The 25200-nt window shown below is 39.6% G+C and carries 23 protein-coding genes and 1 pseudogene; 14 read left to right on the top strand and 10 right to left on the bottom strand.

Going from position 1 to position 25200, the window contains the following annotated elements; all coding sequences use genetic code 11:
• Window positions 1-190: 190 nt before the first annotated feature.
• A complete protein-coding gene (locus tag HMPREF1532_RS10850; RefSeq protein ID WP_005928928.1) occupies window positions 191-1624 on the bottom strand; it encodes an aspartate ammonia-lyase in 1434 nt (477 codons plus the stop codon).
• Window positions 1625-1789: 165 nt separating this feature from the next.
• Here HMPREF1532_RS10850 and HMPREF1532_RS10845 point away from each other — a divergent pair, with 165 nt between their 5' ends.
• The 3 genes from HMPREF1532_RS10845 to HMPREF1532_RS10835 all read left to right on the top strand — a co-directional run bounded on the left by HMPREF1532_RS10845 (window position 1790) and on the right by HMPREF1532_RS10835 (window position 5457).
• Entirely contained in the window at window positions 1790-3100 is a 1311-nt protein-coding gene (locus HMPREF1532_RS10845; RefSeq protein ID WP_005928919.1) for an anaerobic C4-dicarboxylate transporter family protein, read from the top strand.
• 35 nt (window positions 3101-3135) lie between these two features.
• Window positions 3136-4197, top strand: coding sequence for an L-asparaginase 2 (gene ansB, locus HMPREF1532_RS10840; protein ID WP_005928916.1), 1062 nt, complete (start codon window positions 3136-3138; stop codon window positions 4195-4197).
• A 72-nt stretch (window positions 4198-4269) separates the two neighbouring features.
• Entirely contained in the window at window positions 4270-5457 is a 1188-nt protein-coding gene (locus HMPREF1532_RS10835; RefSeq protein ID WP_005928913.1) for a porin, read from the top strand.
• Window positions 5458-5526: 69 nt separating this feature from the next.
• Here HMPREF1532_RS10835 and HMPREF1532_RS10830 read toward each other — a convergent pair whose 3' ends face one another.
• The 4 genes from HMPREF1532_RS10830 to HMPREF1532_RS10815 all read right to left on the bottom strand — a co-directional run bounded on the left by HMPREF1532_RS10830 (window position 5527) and on the right by HMPREF1532_RS10815 (window position 7885).
• The gene (locus HMPREF1532_RS10830) at window positions 5527-5748 is read right to left on the bottom strand and encodes a DUF2795 domain-containing protein (protein ID WP_002558131.1); all 222 of its coding nucleotides are present in this window, start codon (window positions 5746-5748) and stop codon (window positions 5527-5529) included.
• A 72-nt stretch (window positions 5749-5820) separates the two neighbouring features.
• Window positions 5821-6384, bottom strand: coding sequence for a cob(I)yrinic acid a,c-diamide adenosyltransferase (locus HMPREF1532_RS10825; RefSeq protein ID WP_005928910.1), 564 nt, complete (start codon window positions 6382-6384; stop codon window positions 5821-5823).
• Between the two features lie 50 nt (window positions 6385-6434).
• Window positions 6435-7064, bottom strand: a complete 630-nt coding sequence (locus HMPREF1532_RS10820) for a Cdc6/Cdc18 family protein (RefSeq protein ID WP_005928907.1) — start codon at window positions 7062-7064, stop codon at window positions 6435-6437.
• Between the two features lie 134 nt (window positions 7065-7198).
• Window positions 7199-7885, bottom strand: coding sequence for an energy transducer TonB (locus tag HMPREF1532_RS10815; RefSeq protein WP_005928904.1), 687 nt, complete (start codon window positions 7883-7885; stop codon window positions 7199-7201).
• A gap of 218 nt (window positions 7886-8103) precedes the next feature.
• On the opposite strand from HMPREF1532_RS10815, the gene HMPREF1532_RS10810 reads away from it, so the two are divergent.
• The 6 genes from HMPREF1532_RS10810 to HMPREF1532_RS10785 all read left to right on the top strand — a co-directional run bounded on the left by HMPREF1532_RS10810 (window position 8104) and on the right by HMPREF1532_RS10785 (window position 15076).
• Entirely contained in the window at window positions 8104-8661 is a 558-nt protein-coding gene (locus tag HMPREF1532_RS10810; RefSeq protein WP_044097459.1) for an NUDIX hydrolase, read from the top strand.
• A 22-nt stretch (window positions 8662-8683) separates the two neighbouring features.
• Window positions 8684-9703: an energy transducer TonB gene (locus HMPREF1532_RS10805; RefSeq protein ID WP_005928898.1), complete on the top strand. Its 1020-nt coding sequence runs from the start codon at window positions 8684-8686 to the stop codon at window positions 9701-9703.
• Between the two features lie 334 nt (window positions 9704-10037).
• On the top strand, window positions 10038-11666 hold the full coding sequence (locus HMPREF1532_RS10800; protein ID WP_005928894.1) for a sigma-70 family RNA polymerase sigma factor: 1629 nt from the start codon (window positions 10038-10040) through the stop codon (window positions 11664-11666).
• A 96-nt stretch (window positions 11667-11762) separates the two neighbouring features.
• Window positions 11763-13073: a glycosyltransferase family 2 protein gene (locus tag HMPREF1532_RS10795; protein ID WP_005928892.1), complete on the top strand. Its 1311-nt coding sequence runs from the start codon at window positions 11763-11765 to the stop codon at window positions 13071-13073.
• A 6-nt stretch (window positions 13074-13079) separates the two neighbouring features.
• The gene (locus HMPREF1532_RS10790; RefSeq protein WP_005928890.1) at window positions 13080-14435 is read left to right on the top strand and encodes a glycosyltransferase family 39 protein; all 1356 of its coding nucleotides are present in this window, start codon (window positions 13080-13082) and stop codon (window positions 14433-14435) included.
• Between the two features lie 95 nt (window positions 14436-14530).
• Entirely contained in the window at window positions 14531-15076 is a 546-nt protein-coding gene (locus HMPREF1532_RS10785) for a DUF3836 domain-containing protein (RefSeq protein ID WP_374693073.1), read from the top strand.
• A 96-nt stretch (window positions 15077-15172) separates the two neighbouring features.
• On the opposite strand, the gene HMPREF1532_RS10780 is transcribed toward HMPREF1532_RS10785, so the two are convergent.
• On the bottom strand, window positions 15173-15592 hold the full coding sequence (locus HMPREF1532_RS10780; RefSeq protein ID WP_005928885.1) for a DUF3836 domain-containing protein: 420 nt from the start codon (window positions 15590-15592) through the stop codon (window positions 15173-15175).
• Between the two features lie 255 nt (window positions 15593-15847).
• Complete coding sequence (locus HMPREF1532_RS10775) at window positions 15848-17386, bottom strand: hypothetical protein (RefSeq protein ID WP_005928883.1); 1539 nt, start codon at window positions 17384-17386, stop codon at window positions 15848-15850.
• 335 nt (window positions 17387-17721) lie between these two features.
• Here HMPREF1532_RS10775 and HMPREF1532_RS10770 point away from each other — a divergent pair, with 335 nt between their 5' ends.
• A complete protein-coding gene (locus tag HMPREF1532_RS10770; protein ID WP_005928880.1) occupies window positions 17722-18210 on the top strand; it encodes a prolyl-tRNA synthetase associated domain-containing protein in 489 nt (162 codons plus the stop codon).
• 999 nt (window positions 18211-19209) lie between these two features.
• Here HMPREF1532_RS10770 and HMPREF1532_RS10765 read toward each other — a convergent pair.
• The gene (locus HMPREF1532_RS10765; RefSeq protein ID WP_005928877.1) at window positions 19210-19674 is read right to left on the bottom strand and encodes a CPBP family intramembrane glutamic endopeptidase; all 465 of its coding nucleotides are present in this window, start codon (window positions 19672-19674) and stop codon (window positions 19210-19212) included.
• A 45-nt stretch (window positions 19675-19719) separates the two neighbouring features.
• Here HMPREF1532_RS10765 and HMPREF1532_RS20895 point away from each other — a divergent pair.
• Window positions 19720-19893: pseudogene (locus tag HMPREF1532_RS20895) on the top strand (transposase); the annotation flags it as partial.
• A 244-nt stretch (window positions 19894-20137) separates the two neighbouring features.
• On the opposite strand, the gene HMPREF1532_RS10760 reads toward HMPREF1532_RS20895, so the two are convergent.
• Window positions 20138-20872: a DUF4145 domain-containing protein gene (locus tag HMPREF1532_RS10760; protein ID WP_005928873.1), complete on the bottom strand. Its 735-nt coding sequence runs from the start codon at window positions 20870-20872 to the stop codon at window positions 20138-20140.
• A gap of 4 nt (window positions 20873-20876) precedes the next feature.
• Entirely contained in the window at window positions 20877-21470 is a 594-nt protein-coding gene (locus tag HMPREF1532_RS10755) for a hypothetical protein (protein ID WP_005928871.1), read from the bottom strand.
• A 517-nt stretch (window positions 21471-21987) separates the two neighbouring features.
• Here HMPREF1532_RS10755 and HMPREF1532_RS10750 point away from each other — a divergent pair.
• The 3 genes from HMPREF1532_RS10750 to HMPREF1532_RS10740 all read left to right on the top strand — a co-directional run bounded on the left by HMPREF1532_RS10750 (window position 21988) and on the right by HMPREF1532_RS10740 (window position 25196).
• Window positions 21988-23211, top strand: a complete 1224-nt coding sequence (locus HMPREF1532_RS10750; RefSeq protein WP_004323157.1) for a site-specific integrase — start codon at window positions 21988-21990, stop codon at window positions 23209-23211.
• A 25-nt stretch (window positions 23212-23236) separates the two neighbouring features.
• Window positions 23237-24376 carry a PDDEXK nuclease domain-containing protein gene (locus HMPREF1532_RS10745; protein ID WP_005644680.1) on the top strand — a complete coding sequence of 380 codons (1140 nt, stop codon included), beginning with the start codon at window positions 23237-23239 and terminating at the stop codon, window positions 24374-24376.
• Between the two features lie 247 nt (window positions 24377-24623).
• On the top strand, window positions 24624-25196 hold the full coding sequence (locus HMPREF1532_RS10740) for a Crp/Fnr family transcriptional regulator (protein WP_004323648.1): 573 nt from the start codon (window positions 24624-24626) through the stop codon (window positions 25194-25196).
• The last annotated feature ends 4 nt before the right edge of the window (window positions 25197-25200 follow it).

Raw genomic sequence — 25200 nt, 5'->3', positions numbered from 1 at the left:
TTCTTTTTTAGAGATTGATTTGTTTCTCTATTTAGGTAAGAACGAATAATATTTGAAATTCTATTATATCCATAAATCTACTCTCATAAATAATGTATGACAGTTGTTCTTCAACAAACCGACAATCATCATGCACTATCCCCCTGAAAGTAGATTCCCACATTTATCCTGATCCAATCAAAATCAGCCATTATTTATTAGACTTAATATCCAACTTTACCGGTTTGATCATATTTTCCGGTTTCAAAATAGTATCGAGATCTTTCTTTGAAAGAATGCCGTGCTCCAATACTAATTCATAAACACCTCTGCCTGTTTCAAGAGCCTCTTTGGCTATCTTTGTGGAGTTCTTATAACCAATTACAGGATTAAGCGCAGTAACCACACCAATGCTGTCGTGCACATAACGACGACAGACTTCTTCATTCGCCGTAATGCCATCGATACATAAAGTACGCAAGGTATCAAATCCGTTCATCAACAGATCCGCCGACTCAAAACAGCACTGCGCCATCACAGGCTCCATAGCATTGAGTTCCATTTGTGCTGCTTCACCACTCATGGCTACACAAAGGTCGTTTCCAATCACTTTATAGGAGACTTGATTCATCACCTCGGGAATCACCGGATTGACCTTGCCCGGCATAATAGACGATCCGGGTTGCATGGCAGGAAGATTAATCTCCCCTAAGCCACAACGCGGACCGGAAGCCAACAGACGCAAGTCATTACAAATCTTATTCATTTTCACAGCGACACGCCGCATAGCCGATGAATACCCCACCATGGCGGAAGTATCCGAAGTGGCACCCACCAAATCTTCGGCCAGCTTGATATCCCAACCGGTAATTTTGCGCAGAGCTTCAATACATTTCTCTGCATATTCCGGTTCGGCAGTAATTCCGGTCCCGATAGCGGTAGCCCCCATGTTGACTGTCAGAAAATCCTGTGCTGCAAAATCCAAATTCTTAATCTCATCACGAAGAATGCTTGCAAAGCCGTTAAATGTCTGCCCCAAAGTCATCGGTACGGCGTCTTCCAATTGGGTACGCCCCATCTTGATAATATGTGCAAACAGAGTAGCTTTCTTCTGAAAAGCCTCGATCAATTCACTGAAATGTTTCACTAATTTGAGATGGGTATAGTACATGCCAAGATGTATAGCCGTGGGATAGGCATCATTGGTAGATTGTGAACGGTTCACGTGATCGTTGGGTGAGCAGTATTGATATTCTCCCCGCTGATGTCCCATCAACTCGAGCGCACGGTTTGCTATCACTTCATTGGCATTCATATTGGTAGTCGTTCCGGCACCGCCCTGAATCATATCCACCGGAAACTGCTCATGATGTTCGCCTTCAAGAATTTCTTTACAGGCCTTAAGAATAGCATCCACCTGTTCCTTTGTCAATAAGCCGAGTTCATAGTTAGCAACTGCCGCCCCCATCTTGGTGATAGCAAGCGCATTTATAAACAAGGGATACTCGTTTAAATGGAATTTACTGATACGGAAATTTTCAATTCCCCTTAATGTCTGAACACCGTACAATGCATCTGCCGGTACTTCACGACTACCGATCAAGTCACTTTCCGTACGGGTTTCTCTTGATAAATTCTGTTCCATAATTTCTATTTTTAATAGGATATTTTTTATTTGTTCTAATATAATAACCACCCCCGGCTGTTATTGTTTTAATAAATATGCAAAAACCATTCAACGTTTTTTTTGTTGTTTAAACTACAGTAACAGATTTCAGTTACCTTTGTCAGAATTCTTAAAAGAAATGATATGATTTTACAATTAGCATTCGTATTAACTGCAATTATTGTCGGTGCCCGTTTGGGCGGCATCGGACTCGGAGTAATGGGAGGCGTCGGGCTTGCCATACTTACTTTCGGCTTTGGATTACAACCCACAGCCCCTCCGATAGATGTCATGCTGATGATCGCTGCCGTAATCTCGGCAGCTTCGTGTATGCAGGCCGCAGGCGGTCTCGACTACATGGTAAAACTTGCTGAAAAGTTATTGCGTAAAAATCCTTCTCACGTTACTATTCTAAGTCCGATCGTAACCTATTTGTTTACGTTTGTAGCCGGAACAGGGCATGTTGCCTACTCCGTTCTTCCGGTAATAGCAGAGGTAGCTACCGAAACCAAAATCCGCCCGGAAAGGCCCCTCGGCATTGCCGTTATCGCTTCACAACAGGCCATTACGGCAAGTCCCATATCGGCAGCAACCGTAGCCCTGTTAGGCTTATTGGCCGGATTCGATATTACTTTATTCGATATTTTAAAAATAACGATTCCTGCAACTATTATCGGTGTATTGGCAGGAGCTTTCTTCTCGATGCGTGTAGGAAAAGAGTTAGTAGATGATCCCGAATATCAGAAACGTATAGCAGAAGGACTCATCAAAGAGCACAAAGTAACCATTAAAGATGTGCAGAACAAGCGTCACGCGTTGGTTTCCGTACTTATCTTCATACTGGCCACTATATTTATTGTATTTTTCGGATCGTTTGAAGGGATGCGCCCTTCTTTTCTGATAGACGGAGAAATCGTTACGTTAGGAATGTCGTCCATCATTGAAATTGTGATGTTATCGGCAGCCGCACTGATCCTTCTGTTCACCAAAACGGACGGTTTGAAAGCAACACAAGGCTCTGTTTTCCCGGCCGGAATGCAGGCAGTAATAGCGATTTTCGGTATTGCCTGGATGGGTGATACATTCCTGCAAGGAAATATGGGTGAACTGACCCAATCTATTGAGGGGTTCGTGCGTGAAATGCCTTGGCTATTCGGTATCGCGCTGTTTATCATGTCCATCTTGCTTTATAGCCAAGCTGCCACTGTACGGGCATTGATGCCCTTAGGAATTGCTTTAGGCATTTCTCCTTATATGCTTATTGCCATGTTTCCGGCTGTCAACGGATATTTTTTCATACCCAACTACCCCACAGTGGTAGCAGCTATTAATTTTGACCGTACCGGTACAACAAAAATAGGCAAATATGTGTTGAATCATTCCTTTATGATGCCCGGTATCGTATCGACAGTGGTGGCCATCGTACTGGGACTTCTGTTCATACAAATTTATTAAACTGTAATATATTAAACCTAAACAACCATTCAGTCATGAAAGAATTAAAAAAATTAAGCCTGGTAGTAGTCGTGTTATTACTATCCGCAACCGCAGCTCTCGCTGCCGGAAAACCTAACATCCACATCCTCGCAACCGGTGGAACCATTGCCGGAACAGGTACCTCGGCCACTTCTACAAACTATACAGCCGGCCAAGTAGCTATCAGTACCCTTCTGGATGCCGTTCCGGGATTGAACGATATTGCCAATGTGACCGGTGAACAGATTGTAAAAATCGGTTCACAGGACATGAATGATGCTGTTTGGCTCACGCTTGCCAAAAAGATAAACGAATTATTGAAACGTTCGGATATAGACGGTATCGTGATTACCCACGGAACAGATACCATGGAAGAAACTGCTTATTTCCTAAATCTGACAGTAAGAAGCAATAAGCCGGTGGTGTTGGTGGGAGCCATGCGCCCTTCTACCGCTTTAAGTGCAGACGGTCCGCTCAATATTTACAATGCCGTAGTCACCGCAGGTGCCAAAGAATCCATAGGTAAGGGCGTATTGGTAGCCATGAACGGCCTCATCTTAGGAGCAGAAAGCGTTCAGAAAATGAACACGATCGACGTGCAGACTTTTCAAGCTCCCAACTCCGGAGCTTTGGGGTACATCTTCAACGGAAAAGCCTATTATAATCAGGCTCCATTAAAGAGACATACCCTACAATCCGTTTTTGACGTGACCTACCTGGAATCACTCCCCAAAGTAGGTATCGTCTATAGTTACTCAAACATAGAAGCCGACATGGTAACTCCCCTGTTGGAAAATGGATATAAAGGTATTATCCATGCAGGAGTAGGTAATGGAAATATTCATAAAAACATTTTCCCTGTACTGATTGATGCCCGTAAAAAAGGAATACTCGTTGTCCGTTCTTCCAGAGTACCCACCGGTCCTACAACGCTGGATGCAGAAGTGGACGATGCCCAATATCAGTTTGTTGCATCTCAGGAGCTAAATCCGCAGAAAGCACGCGTATTACTCATGCTTGCATTGACCAAAACCAATGACTGGAAAAAGATACAGGAATATTTCAATGAATACTAAAATTAGTGATTGGTAGTGAGTGATTAGTAAATTCACTTATCACTAATCACTAATTCATTAACCTAACTGTTTATGAAAAAATTAATGTTTATGCTACTCATTTTGGGTAGTATTCAGGGGGTATATGCCCAAAGGACAGAGAAGAGTAAGAAATTCATGGTTGATAAAACGCTATTTGAGGAATTGACCGATGTAAAAAAGAAATCGGATAAATTCAACCTTTACCTCAATATGCAAGGAGGATTTGATGCAAACTTCAGAGACGGATTCGAAGAAGGGGCTTTCAAAATGAGGCAGCTACGTATCGAAATGAAAGGAAACATCAACAACTGGCTCTCTTACCGCTATCGCCAACGCTTGAACCGTTCCAACGACGGAGGCGGAATGATTGATAATGTTCCTACTTCCATCGATTATGCCGGAATCGGAATAAAGCTGAACAATCGCTTCAACCTTTTTGCCGGTAAGCAATGTACCGCCTACGGTGGAATTGAATTCGATCTGAATCCGATCGATATCTACGAATACAGTGATATGATCGAGAACATGAGTAATTTCATGACCGGATTGAATATCGGCTATAATCTGACCTCCACCCAGCAGCTTAATCTACAGATATTGAACAGCCGGAACGGCTCATTTGACAGTACCTATGGAATTACCGAGAATGAAGAGGGGAAACTGCCCGACTTGAAATCAGGTAAACTCCCACTGGTATATACATTGAACTGGAACGGAACTTTCAACGATATATTCAAGACCCGTTGGTCTGCTTCTATTCTAAACGAAGCAAAAAGCAAAAACATGTATTACTATGCATTAGGTAACGAGTTAAATCTGGACAAGTTCAATATGTTTCTCGATTTTATGTATGCCCAAGAAGGGATAGACAGAAACGGAACAATCACCGGAATTGTCGGGCGCCCCGGCGGACACAATGTTTTTGATACTGGTTATCTGTCGGTAGTCACCAAGCTGAACTACCGTTTCCTACCCAAATGGAATGTATTCGTAAAAGGGATGTACGAGACCGCTTCTGTAACTAAAAGCACAGAAGATATCGCTAAAGGCAATTACCGTACTTCCTGGGGCTATCTTGCCGGAGTAGAATATTATCCAATGGAAACAAATCTGCATTTTTTCCTTACCTATGTAGGACGTTCGTACAACTTCACCTCCCGTGCCAAAATACTGGGACAAGAAAACTACTCCACCAACCGCATATCCGTAGGGTTCATCTGGCAAATGCCTGTATTTTAAGCATAAATAAAAAATACCCGGAAGTTTATCACTACCGGGCATTTTTTTATTTGTGTCATTTTTTCAGAATCAATACTCCTCCTCGTTGAAAAAGAAGTCTTCCTTACTCGGATAATCCGGCCATATATCTTCTATACTTTCATAGATTTCGCCCTCATCTTCCATTTCCTGCAAGTTCTCTATTACCTCAAGAGGAGCTCCCGAACGCATGGCATAATCAATCAACTCATCCTTAGTTGCCGGCCAAGGAGCATCTTCCAACTTTGATGCTAATTCCAATGTCCAATACATAAGCTATAAGTATTTAAATTGTGAATATTAATCTTAGGTTTCTATTTTTCGGCAAAAGTATAACAAAAAATTTCACTTGCAACTATTATTCCAAAATATTTCTTCTTTTCCCTCGTTAAAATTGATTTTACGTGATAAAATGAATAAATAATCTGATAATCTGTTTACATAAGCTAACAATTCAGGAGAAATTGTACTACTTTCGGACAGAGTAAGTATCCGCCGTTCGGCACGCCGGCACACCGTACGGCAGATATGACAGACGGCAGCACCGGCCGCGCCACCGGGAAGCACAAAATTACTCAAAGGGGGAAGGATTTCGTCGGCAGCATCTATCTCATGTTCAATCTGCTCCACATCGGCAGGGGTAATGATGCTGACTTCATTCAACCGTACTTTGTCTTGATCGGTAGCCAGGTGAGAGCCTATAGCAAACAATTTATTTTGCACATGCAAAAGAAATTCCCTATCATGCTCTTCATTGAGATAAGTGATCAATAATCCAAGATTAGCATTCAGTTCGTCTACCGTACCATAGGCCTCCAGACGAATATGTGTTTTCGACACGCGTGTTCCTCCAATCAATCCGGTAGTACCACGGTCTCCGGTCTTTGTATATACAAGGCTCTTCTTCATAATCATCGTTCTTTAGGAATTCATTTTATATGGTTAACACACAAATATAATCAGAAGTTGACTATATAGTGCTGTTTTATCTTTGTTTTATCAAAGAAAAGAATCCCCACGTCATAAAGATCAAAAGTAATACCTACCCGATCATCCGCTTTCAATCGCTCCCAAAGGTTCTTCATTGCTTTGGAATAATGAATGCCACGAATCACGAAAACACTCTGCTGAACGACCCGTGCAAGACAAATACGAAAAACATCTTCCACCAGAACCGGACTCTGATGACAATGTATATAAAGAAAATCTACGGGTACGTCCGCTTCCAGAAAAAGTTCGGAAAGCTCGGAAGCAAACGTATAATCGGCAGTTGCCTTTCCGGATTGCAAATACAAAGAAGAAGAGGATGGAGTACCAAAATCGATAATCGTACCGGGTTGTATCCTGTTTACCAACCGGAACAGCAGACGCTTTACTTTAAGAGACTCGTTTCGCCATCCTTTACCATGATTCCTCTTCTGTTTTTTTTCTTCCTGCGCCAATTCCTTATAAGCGTAATAAGGAGTTTTCTCGTAGAAAAGACAAGTGATCAATTCAAAGGCAAAAGGGGAATGTACGCCATATCCACAGCGATGGCGCACACGGGAAAGCCAGATAAAAGGCCGTTTTAAAGCAAGTATGATGTTCATAGCGGGGTATACTGTAATATTTTGCAGCAAAGATATATTTTTTAGTTCATAGAGAATAATCAAACACCGGAATAAAAAATGAGCCGGCTCGTTTACAACCGGGCCGGCTTATTCATTCAATCAATTAAAAGATCTTACTGCAATCTAAAGGTAACAGGCACTGTGTATTTCACTCTAACCGATCTGGCTCCCTGAATACCCGGTTTCCATTTCGGCATTGCTTTAATCACACGAAGCGCCTCTTTATCCAGATAAGGATCTACACTGCGCACTACCACAGGATCGGTAATCGTTCCGTCTTTGTCAACCACAAATTGAATAATCACCCTCCCTTGGATCCCCTGTTCCTGGGGGACAACAGGATACTTAATATTCTTGTTAAGGTACTGTAACAAAGCCCCATTTCCACCCGGAAATTCCGGCATCTTTTCGGCCGTAACAAGAATTTCATCTTCGACTGGCTCGTTTTCTGTTTCTACAACAACCGGTCTGTATTTTATTTCAACCGGATCTTCAAAATCATCAAATCCCAAAACCACTGCATCTGCTTCCAGATCATCATCATCGACTATATTGAGCAATTCTGCCACTTTTACAACCGGTGGGGGCGGTGGTTCCAACTTCTCTTCGGGATACGTGATAGGGAGAAGTGTCTCAACGAAAACGGGTTCATCGGCGAGCGAGCCGGTAGCAACTTTGATATCATGCTGTGTCCATTCGAACGTAACAAACATGAAAGCAAGCACTACTACAAAACCCATAAGCAACCAAGTACCGCGTTGGTTCTCAATCGCTGCTCTTTTGGATTTCTTTACTTCCATAAAAAATGAATTTAAGTAATTAATAATAGAAAATATATATAGTATATACTATCTCTTGCTCAGATTACTTAACGCGCTTTTTTATTTACTGTGAATATAGCATTTTTACCGATAGCCTGTTCATTCTCAAATGATTATTTAAGAAATAAGTGCGTTATTTTCTTAAAATTAAGCTAAAAGTAGTATCTTTGCCTACAGATGTACCAAACTTTGATTTTATGAAGACAAAAGATTCTGTCTGGAAAACCCTCAGCAGTGAATATATTTTCCGCCGTCCGTGGCTCACCGTACGCCGTGACGACATGGAATTGCCCAACGGCAACCGCATACCGGAATATTATATCCTCGAATATCCCGACTGGGTAAACATGATCGCAATAACCCGCGACGACCGTTTTATCTTTGTACGCCAGTACCGACCGGGAATTGCCCGGACCTGCTATGAATTGTGCGCCGGAGTATGCGAAACAGAAGACGCTTCACCACTGGTCTCCGCACAACGCGAACTGCTGGAAGAGACCGGATATGGAAACGGAAACTGGCAGGAATACATGGTACTGTCGCCCAATCCCAGTACACATACCAACGTTACCTATTGTTTTTTAGCAACTGACGTGGAACCCATAGCCCCACAGCATCTGGAAGATACGGAAGACCTGACGGTACACCTGCTCACACTGGAAGAGGTGAAACAACTACTATTGAACAATGAAATAATGCAATCACTGCACGCCGCCCCGCTCTGGAGGTACATGGCAGAAAAGCGGCTCATCTAAACATTCTCAACTAACATCGGATATGAAAAAAACAACGACGATTCTACTCCTGCTTTTCCTGCTGTCATGCCGGGTGATGGGACAAATCGACTATCTGGAACCTATAAAGGATTACACCAAATATAAAGACGAATTAAGCGGATATTATTGCAACGTATTCTCACTATTGAACACCGGACTGACCAAACAGCCTTACGCACAATATACCGCCTTGCCCTCTTTCTCACCGGAATACACCGTATCGACAGAAGTACAAGGTGGCAAATATTACCTTGTTTCGAACACACTGTCGCAAAATAGCTGGCAAGCAGAAAGGAACCAAATTAAAGTAAACAGGAAATCCGTGGCAATAAGCAAAGCACTCTATCAGGCATTCGGTGAACTTCTGCAACTAACCACCGGGCAGATACAAGATATGGACGGTTCGACCACCGGACTGGACGGAACCACTTATTATTTTAGCGCCACAAACGATAAGGGAAAAGTAATGACAGGAAAAAAATGGTCACCGGATAGTACTACGCTGATGGGCCGCCTGGTGCAGATCTGCGAATCGGCCTATGCCTTATCCACAGGAAAAGAGGTTCCGGAAAGTATGATTATAAAAGACACTCAAACATTGCTAAAAGATTTGCGCGACCGAAACAAAGCATTTCCCGATGAATACAAACAGCCGAAATATTCGGGTATCTTTCCTGCCGGGCTGTGGCAAAGTATCGAATCCGGAAAAGAACTGGAAGCGATACCGCAATTTCCGGAAGGTACTCCGGAAACTTATGCGACAAAGCACATGACCTACCCGCCTTCTCTACTGGAAAAATCAATCAAAGGATATGCCCTCTGCCAGTTTACAGTAAGCAGGGAAGGTAATGTGACAAATGCACATATCTTGCAATACTCGCATCCGGAATTCGCAGAAGAGGCACTGAGAATAGTCAAGGGCATGCCCAAATATCTGCCGGCAATGTCAGAAAGCCGACCGGTGGCATGCAACTATGTGCTCTATATACCTTTCAGACCATCGGTAGCACAAAAACAGTAACAGCTAAAACGTCACAATTTATCATCAAGAAGCAATGTTACAAATTTGTTTCTCGTAGAGAAACGAACCGTTCCTCTACGAGGAACAGTCCGAAACTCTACGAGAAATAGATCGAAACTCCATGTCGAAAAAGTAAAGATTATAATCCATTATTTATCAACTAATTATACATTTCAATTAATATTCAACATTTGTAATTATATATAACCAACATTTTTCCTCAACTTCATACTGTTACAAAAAGACCGATCGTTTTATAATGTTAAATTTATCCGGTTTATGCAGTCTTTACTATTTTTATGTATCATATTTATAATATTGTCGTGATACATACATGGATAGAACTGATTTTGTAGATTTGTGCAAAAAAGGAGATGAGCAGGCTCTAAACTCGCTCTACAATACTTATTCGGGGAAGATGATGAAGATATGCCTTCGTTATGTGCCCGACAGGCAAATTGCACAAGACCTGCTTCATGATGGTTTCATTGTTATTTTTAGTTCTATCGGCTCTTTGCGTAATCCTGAAAGGCTGGAAAGCTGGATGGGAGTCATAATGAAGAACACAGTACTCCGGTATCTCAATCAAAGTAATTCTACTTACACCGTTCCTTTATCCGAAATGTGCGAAGAAGACGAACCGGCAGACAATCCTTTAGTGACGGAGTTCATATCGTACGACCGAATGATGGAACTGGTGGAACGCTTGCCGGAAGGATACTCAAAAGTTTTCAAACTGGCAGTGCTCGAAGGATTATCCCACAAAGAAATAGGCGATCTACTGAATATAGCCCCTCATTCATCATCTTCTCAACTGCATCGCGCAAAAGCCCTGCTAAAAAAGATGATCGTCAATTACCGCTTGATTCTCATCCTGTTGTTACTGTTCTTCATTCCATTGTTCAACTTTCATGATCATTGGAAAAAACAAAACTGTCTGTCGAAATTGGTAATACGCCAAACAAAAGCAGAGAAAAAGCAGGAGACCAAACAGACAGATTCCTCGGAACAGCCTGTTCGCCACAAAGATAAATACCGGCAACTACCCGATATGGCCATTACCCCTCCGCCGGTATATACTGAGCCACTTCCATCTACCCTGCCTATAAGTGAACTTACGGCAAGCATACCTTTACCATCGTCCGATTCGAAATTACCAGACGCAACGATCTCCGGTACATATCCGATAGAAAAGATTGTACCCCACCAGCGTACCCGGAAAACCGGGAAATGGAAACTTATGTTAGCAGGATCGGTAGGCCCGCAATTAGCACAGAATCTATACAAATTGATCGCGACCCCTCATGATGATGAAGTAGGTGCAGACTTCCCCCAACAAGTAGGCACTTGGGAAGAATATTATGCTTATCTGAACACCCGTTACCAAGAGGGAACTTTAGGAGATTCGCTTACCCTGATGAAAATTGCCGAAAACAATCAGGGAAGGATTGTAGAATACCAACATCATGATTCTCCGATTACAATCGGACTTGCCATAAATAAAAAGCTAAACAGTCGTTGGAGTCTCGAAACGGGATTGCAATATACCTTTCTGAAATCGGACTTCAGTACGGGAGAAGAATACCGCATCCAGGAAATACAAAAGCTCCATTATATAGGCATTCCACTACGCGCCTCCTACCGTTGGGGACATTTCAAAAAACTTTCATTCTACTCTACGGCCGGTATACAGGTAGATATTCCTCTGAAAGGAACGCTCCACACCTTTTCGCACATGATGGACAGCGCATCAGTCAACATTGACAACCGTTCACTGAGCGTGCCTCTCCAATGGTCGATCAATGCAAGTGTGGGTGCGCAATATCATTTCACTCCTCACACCAGCTTTTACGTAGAGCCTACTCTCAATTATTACATTCCCGACGGAAGCGGACTACGCACCATCCGAAAAGAGCATCCGGTGACCTTCACCATCCCTGTCGGGATACGTTTTAGCTGGTAAAGAGTTGAATAAAAAAGAAAGAAATTCTCCGTAAAATCATTTGGGCATGCAGTCTTTTGCCGGAAAGATTATCTTACTTATAGATAATAAAAAAGAATGAATGCGTATACCATGAAAAATAAAAAGCAAGCGAAGAATAGCATTAAAAAACTCTCGATACTGATACCTGCTTACAACGAATCTAAAACAATCGTCGGTATTTTAGAAAAGATCATACGTGTGGATTTACCCGAAACCATTAAAAAAGAAATCATCATCATCGATGATTGCTCTACCGATCACACAGACGAGAAAGTGGCACAGGTAATGAAATCGCATTCCGAGATGTACATCAAATATATCAGGCTCAAAGAAAACAGAGGAAAAGGATATGCCGTACGAACCGGAATTACCAATGCCACAGGCGAGATTATCATCGTACAAGATGCCGATTTAGAATACGATCCCAATGATTATTCAATCTTATTGCAACCTATTTTATCGGGAAAGTACAAGATCGTGTACGGCTCCAGACTCTTAAACAGAAATAATAAATATTCGTATCACAGTTTCTATTGGGGCGGCAGACTGATTTCCTTGATTACAAGTCTGCTTTTCTCCTGCAAAATTACCGATGAACCTACTTGCTACAAAATGTTCGATGCATCTGTGTTGAAATCTATCCCGCTTACCTATGACCGGTTCGGATTCTGTCCCGAAATTACCGCAAAGGCACGCAGATGCGGCTACGCTATAAAAGAAGTTCCGATAAATTATTATCCACGTTCCAAGCAAGAGGGAAAAAAGATTAAATGGTGTGATGGGGTTGAAGCAATCTGCATTCTATTCAAATTCCGATTCCACAACAAGTGGCAACCGATGCAATACAGAAACATGCGTAAAGCAAACACCGCTTACCAATCACGGCCTGTGACAAACAGAAGAAGGCTTCTAAAAAATGTATCCTTTTTAATCCTTGCCGCACTTTTAGTATTTTATGCATTCTCCAAACAACCCGGATATCACTGGGTGTATTTTAACTTACTCAGGGGCAATATGGAAACAATCAAAAAGTATCCCAAACTGACTTTTGAACAGAAAATGCAGATGAAACTCGGCACCAGCTATGAATATCTCTTATACCTTAAACAGGCAACACCGGAAAATGCCGTTATTCTTTATCCCGACTCAAAAGATTTCCGTGAGAAAGGCAGCCCATTCACCCAAAACATCGATAACAAAATCTACGCCACCCGTTTCCTGTATCCCCGTAAATTAATATTGGAAAGTGAACGGAAAACCGGCAAATATAAGAATGAAATAACCCATGTTGCCATCGTAAACGGAAAAGGAATGGAAAAATTGCCTTATCCGGTCGATACAGAATTTCAGCACGGCGTATTACCTCTAAAACCTCAAACCAAATAATAACATATGCTTATCTTAGGAATAATTATCCTATTCATAATAGGATTTCTCACGATCCATCTTATTTCGATCCGGTTTTCTACAAGTGAAAAAGCAGGCCTTGCCTTTCCCGTCGGACTGGGACTGGAAACCATGATGATGGCTCTGATTGATCTGTCGGGGATTCCACTAACCGCCACAAGTATATTGACAGCCGGTCTCTTTCTGATTATCATCTTATCGGTTCCGCTATATCTGCGGAAAGAAGAGCTTATGGCATACTACAAGCAACCCCTTTCTTTCAAATTATCTGATTATAATCTTATCTGGCTCTTCTTCATTGCGCTTATTGTGTATCTGGAATATATGAATTTTTCCAAATGCATCTATTTCCCGACCTACGATAGGGACAGCCTTGCCGGATTCGACACCATAGGCTATGTAATAGCACAGGAACATACATTGAAAGGATTAAGTTTATTCCAGGCAGATTATATGCCACAAATTCACAATGCAGGAAGCTATATCGTATATGCACCGATGGTCCAATTAAGCTATGCATTCGTATATCTATTGGGAGCGGAAACCTCAAAACTTATTCCGGCATTGATATACCTGTCCTTTCTGATAGCATTCTATGGCTGCATGAAACGCGTCATAAACAAGACAGGTTCCGCCATTGCCGTATTTTTCATGATGATTACCCCGGAGATGTTTGCCTTTTCATCACTGTCAGCCACGAATGTCATTCATGCCGTCAGTGCATCATTGGGAATTATTTATATAGCTATCTGGTTTAAATACAGAGAAAAAAAAGACTTATATCTCGGTGCCTTATCACTGGGGCTGAATATCTGGACCCGCACGGATGGAATCGTGTTTATTCTGGCTGCATTATTCGTTATTACGATAGATGCAATAATAAAGAAAACATGGAAAAGTCCGATGCCTGTACTTTTTTCTTTCATTCCAGCTTTATTATGGATACTTTTTGAGAAGCTGGCCAATTTATATGCAGAAAGCATCGCAATACTTCACCCTTATTGGGATGCGGACAAAGCCGGTATCATCTGGCAATACATGAAACTACATTTTATGAATACGACTTATTACGGTTGGACCTTTACTTTCCTATCACTATCACTCATACTGAACAGTTGGTATTTAATAAAAAAGAGAGATAATCTCCCGATACTGATGATGATCCTAATTTCGTCTGCTTTATATATGATTGCTCTCTACCAAATCGACTACAAGTGGGACAGTATCCAAAATGTTCTGGCATATTCGGCTAAACGATTCCTGTTTTGTTTTGTACCTATGGCCTGGTTTTACGCCATGTCGAACAATTGGATCAGGCAAATTTTGAAAAAACTGGAATAACCAAAACAAAGCAATATTCCGGAGATATATGAAGAAAAACATTAACGTAAAGATAACGTTACGATAACATACTATGATATAAGGCTATCCTATCTTTGCAACATCGAAAGAAACAAAAATCGAATATAAACCATAAAAACAAGAGCCATATGAAAGCTTTAGTAGTATCAGTAGTAATCGTAATGACAACCGTATTCAATGCATTCAGTAACGGAAATCTCACCCAGTTTGCTTATAACACCACTACAGACGGAGAAAAAGTAGAAAGTCAGACCGTATATACAGTGGAAAACGAAAAGTATCTCCAACAATATCTGAAGTACAACTATACCTATGACAATAAAGGAAATGTATCGCAGAAAGAGGTTCTGAAATGGAATGAGATCACAAAAGTTTTCGAAAAGCAATATTGCCTGAATATTACGTACAATGCGCAGGAAACAAGCATCGAATACACCGCATGGGATAACAAAACAGGGGCATACTCCGATTCCAGAGCCAAAGCCGTGTATCAAACTACGAATACCGGACAAGGCTTTAATTATCTGAGCTACGAGTGGAATAAGAAAGAAAATAACTGGAATTTAGCGAAAGAACACGCCATCCTTTATGGAAACAGTACCCTGTTGGCTAACAAGTAAATAAATTCTCTCTCTATAAAAACTCTAACAAAAAATACGGCTGCGAAAGGTTTGCCCCTCACAGCCGTATTACATATGTACCCGTTTCGTATTCTCTTATTTCGTACTTGCCAGAAGACGGGTCATACCATCGCTATTCAAATCATAAGTGCTCTTTTCCGTATTCTTATCGAAAGAATTGCTCTTTGTATTCCAGAGGGCATAATTCATTTCTACGGCATCGGAATGATAGGACACATTCAGTTTGAAATAAGGAGTCCAGCATGCTTTTACACTGTCCCACTTGGCAGCTTCCTTACAGACCACCCGGTTCTCGGAATCATAAGTATACGTGTAGCGGAGGTGGCGGAACAGATGACCGTCTTCATTCCGATAGATCGTTTTAACTACCAACTGCTCACCGTTCATCTCATCATTCTTCACATAATTGGTGGGATTACCTGCATTTGCACTCATTACACTTGCCATTACCACTACTACCATTACCACTGCTTTGAAAAATACATTTGTCTTCATAATCGTTATTTTTTTTATTGTTATTATTTTCTTTGACTATCGGCGGAGGTTTTTATCAGCCGCCTTCGCTTTTATATAGTCAAGAGCTGTGCCAAAATCATAAAACACTGATTATCAGAAAATATTTATTTTAAGGATACGTTCGTTTCCGAACAGGTGTCCGCACAGAAACGAACAATGGAGATGAAATATGCCACGTTAACGTAAAAATAACGTTGAAATAACATTCTTCTCTGCAAGCATCGTTCTGTGAAACTACATTCTGCCAAACTCACATTTACCATTATATACCAGCGAACACCCCTCTCCATGTTTAAGCCGGTACCCGCTACCACTCGGGATATAATGAAGACAGTTTTTTGCCAACTCCCAGCCTTCAGAACCATATCCGCTTTTGGGACGCCCCGTCCGTCCGTTGGCAATTCCTCCGAGAACCAGGCCGATAATAGCAAAAAAGACAAGAAACTTAAATACACTCAAAGCCGTAAGAAGAATAGCGAACGTACCCAAAGGAATGAATAGGATCACCATTAACGCAAATAGCGGATAACGCCTTAACTGCACTGCCGAGATTATTACTTGTAGCACTTGTGTTCCGAGTAAAGCGTAGATCAGCCACATATTTTCCTCATCACTCAACCCACCCGAAAATAACGCATAAACGAACATGACAAGAGCAATAACTGTGAAAAGTATAACTCCGATCGAAGTATTAAAATCACGGCTTTCGGTTTTCATTTCAGCCAATAAGCTGAAGAACAGATTAAATTCCACAAAAACCACCCCAAGCGTCACAAGGGTAAACAATATAGCTTTGAGCCATCCGACCTGCTCGGGTTCACAGAACCAAAAGTCATTTCCTAACAGGGCAATATAGACCACCTCAATCAGGAAAACAAACGTAAGTATCAGATATTTTACCGCTAATGCAAGCCTGGGAGTATTTGTCAACAGGAGAGAAAGTAAAAAATAAAGCACTATTCCGCCCAGCACCAACCACGGGAACCAAACCTCACTATCTATATGCCTGCCTATTGTTCTGGTAACCGTTTTGGTAATCTTCTCTTGTATTACACCAAATTTTTCTATCAGATCGGGCTCATAATCAGAAAGATCGACTTCATTAGCATAAGTACTGCTGCTAAAATCTTTTTGTGTCATATAATAAGTATAGTCGACCTTATCAACCCCCGTAATTTTTCCTCTGCGGTTATACTTATGCACATACTTTGTCACACCGACTTCCACCCATTGCCGGGAACGGGGCCCCATAACTTGAAAAACAGCATTGGACTTCAGCGTATCAGCCACTTTACTTTGTATATTCGGACGTTCTCGAAGCAGAATCTCCTTTCCTTCGGTCACTTTATACTCGCACGCTGTCGCTGCTTCAAAGCTTGCCCTCTCGGCATACCGTGGCACAAAAACGGCCTCATAATCTTGAATCCCCTTATATTCATCTACTACTATCGTTTTTATAATTTCAACTTTTACCCATTTAGGATCACTGTTATCAATCATATACAGGGTATTTACAGGCCCGGAACCGACCGTATCCGTTACAGGCTGATCCATACCGGGGGTCTCACGGAGATAGACATGATTCTTTGGTAATACATCATGTCGGACATAGGGATAAGTCTGGCAATAAGCCAATACAGAAAAGTGTAAAGTAAAAACAAGAAAGAGAGCCCGCTTTAAATTTCGGTGAAGTGTCCGTGTTGTAATTTGCGAATACAAAGAGAGTGCAGCAACAACGACTGCTCCAATTGAAAAAGTCCTTACTGTTTCCATCGTTTAGCTTTTGGTTAGTATAATAAATTGATAGATAATAGTTTAATCACATTCAAATATAACAAAGATTGCGAAGAAAACAAAACATCCTGTATTTCTACGAGATTTTAAAGCATCGCATAAAACAACTCTGCACACAATCGCTCAAAGAGACTATGTACTCAAGAAAACAAAAAATTGAAAGTCCTATGGAGAAAGTACATCGTGCTGAAGACTATTTCAGAAAAGTTATTTATGACAAATTGCATTTTTATTATATTTGCAAAACTTGAACGTTTTCATGACACATGATATCCATAACCTTTAAGAAAATAAAAGTAAACGCAGAGCTATAAATGAAACCAGAAATCTATCATACACTCGACAAGTTAGGCATTGATTACACAAGCCTTGAACACTCTCCCATTATGACAATGGAGGAAGGCACGATGATAGCACAAAAGTTAAACGTTACACCATGCAAGAATCTGTTTTTGGTAAACAAACAAAAAGAATATTTTCTACTTCTACTTTCGGAGAACAAAAAATTATCAGCGAAAAGCATCGCTAAACAAATAGATAGTTCACATCTTTCTTTCGCTTCCGATGAAGACATGAAAAGACTTCTTTCCACAACACCCGGAGCTGTTAGTATTCTTGGGCTTATTTATGACAATACGAATAAAGTAAAGCTACTGATAGATAAAGAAATCATGAGAACTGACTATATAGGTTGCCACCCATGCGAAAACACTTACAGTCTAAAATTAAAAACAAAAGATATATTAGACATTTTCCTTCCTGCAATCGGTCACGCAGATTTTGAAGAAATAGATGCGGATTAAGCATTCACTTTCGATGTTTTTTACAGAGAATTTTGCTTGCACAATAAAGAAGGAAATAATGAATTACATAGAAACAGAACGATTAATCTTACAACCATTCACAGAAAAACGTAAATAGTTTTCACGGATCATCAAATAGTATACAGTGGGAATATCCCACGTCGGATTTTAACATTGTTAATTCCCGTTTTCAACACATCGTTCCTTTCTCCACAAAACATACGTTCTTTGTTTGCAAAGGAGCCTATTCCTGCTGACAAGAACACGCGTTTAACACAGCATTAAACACGTATTCTTACAAGCTAAGAATATCGGTTTATTTGGTTACAAAACGAACAACTAAGTCGCTGATATACAACATTTAGTATCATCTACATCTGTATTTCTGTATGGAATGCCTCTCATCGGTTCCAAAAACAGTTCCTGCCTGTACTTATCAAATTAACAACTTCAGTTGTACGTTTCTTCTAACGTCCTAATGTATACTAAGTTATTTTTTATCATTACTAAATGACGCTCTCCAACAAACAAAATGAAAATTTTTTGCCATAATATTTTTGAAGCACTCAGAAGTTTCGTATTTTAACCTTGGGATGTATTTCACTTGTATGTATATGATGGTAGGTAATCAACAAACCATAGAAAATAAAACGAAAGACTCCCAAAATTAGAGTAAAATAAACTTTTAGACAGAGGATAAGTCTCTATTTGAATATTATTTAGGCAAACAAGAGTAGCCCGTTTTGAACAAGAACGGCAACAAGGAATATTACGAAAATAATAAGATATAAGATAGATCCCATCCTACGGTAAACAACTTTCAAAAAAGTCGGGAAAGTAATTGAAGACTAAAGGACTAAACGAACTGGGAAAGAGAATGTATTTCCTTCTGTCTGTCAGTTTTTTAATTTATTCTCTAATGTCAGATTATTTGTTAGTCCATAGAGTTACTTTCGTTATATAATATGGAATATTGTTTTTTCTTTTATAAATAACAATTCACATTATTGCCATTACTACCGTTAAAATACGAAAAACATTAGTCGTGATATCCCCAACAGCCCCATTATCAGCAATAGCAAAAGAACTCCACGCGAAATTCATAAACATATGCAAAAAGATGCTACACCACAGATTATACTTACACTCTATAAATATCCAGCCGAAGAGCAGACTTCCCAATCCGGTAACGAGTCCTGCCATTATAGAAGATACAATATCAGTCCCTTCGTATAAATGTCCACATCCAAAAATCACAGCAACAATTAAACCGGCAGGAATGAATCCCCATTTTGCATATCTAAAAAGCTGTCCTAACAGAAATCCTCGAAAAAAAAGCTCCTCAAAAAAAGCGCCTATAACCACTATATTGAATAACTTCATAAGAGAAATAGAATCATCCCAAGTTCCCCAAATGAGAGAATATAGGAGCATAGGCGAAACACTCAACAGAGCTAATTTCACTCCTGTAAAGAACCCTTTATCTAATCCTATTGTTTGGAAAAGTTTTTGGCACGATCCATTCAGACTCACTATCTGAATATTATCAATTTCTTTGAAAGGAGGGCAACCAATGCAGCGGCGGAATCGTTCAATGCTAAGATCAAAGCGTTTAGGGCACAGTTCAGAGGCGTAAAAGATAAGGCTTTCTTTTTATATAGACTGAAAATGTTGTATGCTTAAAAAAGAAAATCCCTCAGGTTTTTACGTTGATCCGTTTTTGCTTATGGATCCTTGATCCCCAACCAATAAGTTAAGAAGAAAAGAAAAAACGGACAAACTGAATAATTCAATTTTGTCCGCTTCAGTACCCTTGACCGTTCTGTTCTCGAACCAATTCCTACATGATTTGGACCTAATTTATGAATTAAAATCTTGGATACCAAATCCATAATCACCAATCTTATCTTACAACAATATAATCTGATTATTTTTTCATTTTCGAAATATACAATAGCTCTTCCATTGTCAAACGATATACCACCTTAACATCGTCAATATATTTTCTTTTAGCATTATATTGAATTTTATGTGCAGAGAAATTTCCAAGCTGCCTAAAAGTGTCCAATAATTCTTGACTCTCTTTTGCTAAAGAAAAAGGTTTATTGCTTAAGGTATAGTTAATTATATAACTCAACCCTTTATACTCTCCGCTGGCTTCTTGTATTAGTCCTATTTTACCAATAGCTTCGTAAGAATGAATGAGTAATATTTCTAATAATCTTCGCATAAGAATAGCACACCCGTCATAGATATTATATTCATAACTCGCATTTATTTGTTTACAAAGACATTCAATATACCCCCTTGTTTCTTCATATAATATTTTAGGAATAATTCTATCATCAGAAATAATTGTTTCATCTTTTAATATCAAATCACAGAATTGAGCATCCAATTTTTCAATTAGCTCACGATTTGGTTTATATGTCCCAATAGTTTTACCTGCAATAATACCCTTTGATTTTCTCAAATCATTTTTTAGGTATGTTGGATTGTATTTAGGCAAATCACAAGCCTCAAAATATTTATTTATCATTTTTATATCACAGCCATCTGGAAACATTTTATAGTGCAACCATATAAAGGCCGATGCTTTATCTATTTTTTTAGCATATTCACGACAAATTGCATACAACAATGACTGTGTATTCAAATCCATAAGATTATTTTTTCTTAGAAAGAGACTTCTTCTTAGTTCTTGTCACAGACTTTCCTAAAGCAATTAATGAAATTTGTTCTTTTCCCTTGGAGGTAATGGAAAATTTAGTTTTATTTAGTGCTGTAATATATTCTGCTTTAAGCAAATTATTAAGTGCTGAAGATAAATTTTTAGTTCGTGTAGGCGTATGAATATCATATTCTTTATAACCATCTATCAAAGCTAATCTCTCAACTGGTTGAGTACCTTTATTAGATTTAAAATAAAAAACTAATAATAAAATATCCATTTCACTTTTCGCAAATCCTTTAGTCATTAGCTCATATATTGAAGGAACATCTGGCTCACAGTTATCGACTTCCACCACTTCTTGAGAGTGTGGTATGTGTGATTCAATTTGGGCAAAAGTGGTAGGTGTCAAATTGGAGACATTAGCTTGATTAGAAATAGAACTTATAGCATTATTTGTCTCTATTAGTTCAAATCTATCCAGCAAGTGTTTAATTACTCTTACCTTTGCATTATTCTCAATCAAAGAAAGTGCTTTTGCACATTTAGCAATAGCTTCTGATTCTAAATCGTCATCGTAAACTCCCATAATTAGATTTATTTTATGCAAAAATAATTAGTTTTTTTTTCATTACGAAATATTAATAAAGATAATTGCGAATTTCAGTTAAGCATAAAATACATCCATACCCCTACCTTTCATTTTTCTTCTTTAGAAGAAGAGTTCTATAGTATATACCGAACCAATTCTTATAACAAAGTACTTGACTTAATATATCAGCAAACCAACGAGTTACGATGGATAGAAAAGAAAAGCGGAGAGAGTTTTTCAACTTTCTCCGCTTCAGTACCCAGACCCGGTACAAGCCATAGAAATCATAGGAAAATAAAAGAAATTATCTTCCTTATTATCAATCACTTGAGTATTTCCTATTTTCTCTATTTTTGCCATATTTTGCCCATTTTCCGTTATTCAGTACACTTTTAGTACACTTTGAAATATCATTTTCTTTTGTACCTTTGCAATATCGGAAAACAAAAGAAAATCAACTGTTTAGCGTAATCACCCGGTTATGGTACCTAAATCGGGATAAAACCTCTAAACAATGGCAAAGTTAGAAAATAAAACGAAAGAAAACCCCAAGTTAGAGCAAAATAAGCTCTCGGATGGTAGAATCAGCCTTTACTTAGAGTATTATTTAGGTAGAGAGGAAAAGCCCGTATTAGATGAAAACGGCAATCAAGTGTACTATGATAGTGGAAAGATGCAAGGTAAACCCAAGTTTGCAGTAAAGCATAACAGGCGAAAAGAAAACCTTAGTCTGTATCTGATAGATAAGCCCCGTACCCCTGCGGAACGCCAGCAGAACAAAGAAACATTGGAGCTTGCCACAAAGATACGTGCGGAGCGTGAGCAGGAATTTAAAGAAAGTATGTTGGGCTATCGGTTGAAAAAAGATAGAACGGTCAATTTCTTAGACTATTTCCAAGCCTATATCAACAGTTATACCAAGAAAGATATTCGCATGGTGCAAATTGCGCTTAGCCGTTTTAAAGACTTCTTAAAAGAGCAATACCCCATGAATGAGTTTAGTATCAAACCGGAACTTATCACCAAAGAAATGATGGAACAGTTTGTAACCTATCTGCAATCCCGAAGTGTGGGTGAGGGTGCTAAAAGCATTTACCAGCGTTTCAAGAAAGTTATTCGATATGCGATTGACCACGATGTAATGTTGAAAGACCCATGCAAAAGTGTTACCTGTAAAGTGGATAGCCAAATGCTTCGAAAAGATGTTCTTTCTCCCGAAGAAATACAAAAGTTGGCGGCTTGCCATTATGACAACGAGAACCCGAATGTTAGACGTGCTTTTATCTTCTGCTTATACTGCGGTCTGCGCTTCTGTGATGTAAAAGACCTTACCTATAAGAATGTGGATTACGCTAATCGGTTATTGAAATTTGAACAAAGCAAGACAAAGGGACATTCTGCCAGTAGTGGTGTGGTTATTCCCCTGAATGATGGTCTATTGTCTATCATTGGTGAAACCCCGGCAGATAAAAACTGCTTGATATTCGATTTACCTACTTACGAAAGTTGCTGTAAATCAGTAAAGCGTTGGGTAAAGAGAGCTGGGATAGACAAACATATAAGCTGGCATTGTGCCCGGCATTCGTTTGCTGTGAACATTCTGAACAATGGGGCAAATATCAAAACCGTAGCCAGCCTTTTAGGGCATAGCGGATTGAAGCATACGGAGAAGTACACCCGTGCGGTGGATAAATTGAAAGAGGAAGCAATAAACAGCTTACCCGAACTAAAGTTTTAACCATAAAAGACTTATCTTTGTAACTATGAACTTTGAAGCATTAGTAAAACATATCAGCACGATACAGAACACGTTGCAGGCACAAGCCGCACACGCTGTAAACCTTGCCCTTACTTCCCGTAACTGGCTTATGGGGTGCTATATCGTAGAATTTGAGCAGAACGGAGAAGACCGTGCCGCCTACGGTGAACAACTCTTGAAGAAGCTGGAACAACAACTGAAAACAAAAGGTCTGAATGAACGTAGATTCCGTGAATTTAGGCGGTTGTACCTTGTTTATCCACAACTAAAAGGACCTGTTACACAATATATTGCATCACAAATTCAAATTCGGCAGTCATTGACCGCCGAATTCACAGAACCAATTCGGCGGTTGGTGACCGCCGAATCTGAAAATGGCGTTTGGAAACTATCAACAGAATACCCACAAACCGAAACATGGATGATTCCGGCTGATAGATTATTCAATAGATTATCTTCCACCCATTTAAACACTATATCGGGAATTGAGAACCCGGTAAAACGTGCTTTCTATGAAATGGAAACTATTCGTGGCTGCTGGTCTGTTAAGGAGTTGGAGCGACAAATCGCATCTTTATATTACGAACGTAGCGGACTATCCAAAAACAAAGAAGCTCTCTCCGCTTTAGTCCAGCAACAAGCAACCTTATTACAACCTAAAGATGTTATCAATACACCTGTTACTTTGGAATTCTTAGGGTTGAATGAACGTGCATTAGTGACGGAAAACGATTTGGAACAATCCATTCTTGACAACTTGCAACGCTTCCTATTGGAAATGGGACATGGCTTCTGCTTTGAAGCCCGGCAAAAACGCATCTTGATTGATGAAGATTATTTCTTTGCCGACCTTGTGTTCTATCATCGTATTTTGAAATGTCATGTTATTGTAGAATTGAAGATAGACAAGTTCCACCATGAGTATGCTTCGCAACTAAATATGTATCTGAACTATTTTAAAGCAGAAGTGATGCAGCCGGATGATAACCCGCCTATCGGTATTTTGCTCTGCACCGAAAAGGGAGATACATTAGTAAAGTATGCCACTGCCGGGTTAGACCCAAATATCTTTGTACAGAAGTATAGGATAGAGCTTCCAACCGAAGAAGAAATAAAGGAGTTCATTTCTTCTTCAAACTATTAGAACAACAAACCTAAAAACTGGCGAAAAGAAGAATACTTTTTTTCTTTTCGCCAGCATATACTTTCAGTCAATAGAAATAAGTTTAGTTCGTTTTGGATATATATACAAAAGCATAAACTAAACTCACAATAAAATGGATTTATAAAAAGGGAGGAAGATGTTTTGATAAAGTCAGGAATCTATTTTTGCTTTTTAAGAGAACAACTCACGAGATTATTCTATATTTTAATTGCAATTAGTTTATAGTATGGAAGATTTTAACTCACAATATGCCAACCATTCGAAATTAGAACAGCTAAAGCAGTTCATTTTGGAACATGGCACTTATATCGAACTCAAAAAGGGTGAACAATTCACTATTCAAGGCAAAGTGAATCATCGAGGAGCTTATATCGAACACGGCTTATTGAGATATACTCGTGTGGATGAAAAAGGAAATATACACATAGTAGGATATACTTTCTCCGGAGAATTTGCAGGAAGTTTATGCACACTTATAGCACCTAATCAACCGTCATTAGTAACAATTGAAGCCGTTTGCGATACAAAGATTTGTTATATACCCTATTTAAAAGTAGAGGAATTCTTTGCCACAAATGTAGAAACCATGCAAGTAAAATGTACTCTTATTGAACAATCATACTTATTAATGTATCATAGATTAATAGATATGTACTGCAAGACCACGGCAGAACTGTATCTTGACTTATTGAATAGATGCCCCGATATTCAAGAGTACATTACGTTAAAGGAGATTGCCTCTTTCTTGCAAGTCACACCGGAAACAATCAGTCGCATACGCCGTGGACTGAATAAATAGCTTA

Origin of the sequence: Bacteroides salyersiae WAL 10018 = DSM 18765 = JCM 12988 (assembly GCF_000381365.1) — a bacterium.
Taxonomy (GTDB): domain Bacteria; phylum Bacteroidota; class Bacteroidia; order Bacteroidales; family Bacteroidaceae; genus Bacteroides; species Bacteroides salyersiae.
This window is presented reverse-complemented; position numbering and strand designations above follow the sequence as displayed.

Excerpts from the sequence above, each read along its gene's own strand:
- HMPREF1532_RS10850 (WP_005928928.1), bottom strand. The coding sequence starts at position 1,624 with ATGGAACAGAATTTATCAAGAGAAACCCGTACGGAAAGTGACTTGATC.
- HMPREF1532_RS10845 (WP_005928919.1), top strand. The coding sequence starts at position 1,790 with ATGATTTTACAATTAGCATTCGTATTAACTGCAATTATTGTCGGTGCC.
- ansB (WP_005928916.1), top strand. The coding sequence starts at position 3,136 with ATGAAAGAATTAAAAAAATTAAGCCTGGTAGTAGTCGTGTTATTACTA.
- HMPREF1532_RS10835 (WP_005928913.1), top strand. The coding sequence starts at position 4,270 with ATGAAAAAATTAATGTTTATGCTACTCATTTTGGGTAGTATTCAGGGG.
- HMPREF1532_RS10830 (WP_002558131.1), bottom strand. The coding sequence starts at position 5,748 with ATGTATTGGACATTGGAATTAGCATCAAAGTTGGAAGATGCTCCTTGG.
- HMPREF1532_RS10825 (WP_005928910.1), bottom strand. The coding sequence starts at position 6,384 with ATGAAGAAGAGCCTTGTATATACAAAGACCGGAGACCGTGGTACTACC.
- HMPREF1532_RS10820 (WP_005928907.1), bottom strand. The coding sequence starts at position 7,064 with ATGAACATCATACTTGCTTTAAAACGGCCTTTTATCTGGCTTTCCCGT.
- HMPREF1532_RS10815 (WP_005928904.1), bottom strand. The coding sequence starts at position 7,885 with ATGGAAGTAAAGAAATCCAAAAGAGCAGCGATTGAGAACCAACGCGGT.
- HMPREF1532_RS10810 (WP_044097459.1), top strand. The coding sequence starts at position 8,104 with ATGAAGACAAAAGATTCTGTCTGGAAAACCCTCAGCAGTGAATATATT.
- HMPREF1532_RS10805 (WP_005928898.1), top strand. The coding sequence starts at position 8,684 with ATGAAAAAAACAACGACGATTCTACTCCTGCTTTTCCTGCTGTCATGC.
- HMPREF1532_RS10800 (WP_005928894.1), top strand. The coding sequence starts at position 10,038 with ATGGATAGAACTGATTTTGTAGATTTGTGCAAAAAAGGAGATGAGCAG.
- HMPREF1532_RS10795 (WP_005928892.1), top strand. The coding sequence starts at position 11,763 with ATGAATGCGTATACCATGAAAAATAAAAAGCAAGCGAAGAATAGCATT.
- HMPREF1532_RS10790 (WP_005928890.1), top strand. The coding sequence starts at position 13,080 with ATGCTTATCTTAGGAATAATTATCCTATTCATAATAGGATTTCTCACG.
- HMPREF1532_RS10780 (WP_005928885.1), bottom strand. The coding sequence starts at position 15,592 with ATGAAGACAAATGTATTTTTCAAAGCAGTGGTAATGGTAGTAGTGGTA.
- HMPREF1532_RS10775 (WP_005928883.1), bottom strand. The coding sequence starts at position 17,386 with ATGGAAACAGTAAGGACTTTTTCAATTGGAGCAGTCGTTGTTGCTGCA.
- HMPREF1532_RS10770 (WP_005928880.1), top strand. The coding sequence starts at position 17,722 with ATGAAACCAGAAATCTATCATACACTCGACAAGTTAGGCATTGATTAC.
- HMPREF1532_RS10760 (WP_005928873.1), bottom strand. The coding sequence starts at position 20,872 with ATGGATTTGAATACACAGTCATTGTTGTATGCAATTTGTCGTGAATAT.
- HMPREF1532_RS10755 (WP_005928871.1), bottom strand. The coding sequence starts at position 21,470 with ATGGGAGTTTACGATGACGATTTAGAATCAGAAGCTATTGCTAAATGT.
- HMPREF1532_RS10750 (WP_004323157.1), top strand. The coding sequence starts at position 21,988 with ATGGCAAAGTTAGAAAATAAAACGAAAGAAAACCCCAAGTTAGAGCAA.
- HMPREF1532_RS10745 (WP_005644680.1), top strand. The coding sequence starts at position 23,237 with ATGAACTTTGAAGCATTAGTAAAACATATCAGCACGATACAGAACACG.
- HMPREF1532_RS10740 (WP_004323648.1), top strand. The coding sequence starts at position 24,624 with ATGGAAGATTTTAACTCACAATATGCCAACCATTCGAAATTAGAACAG.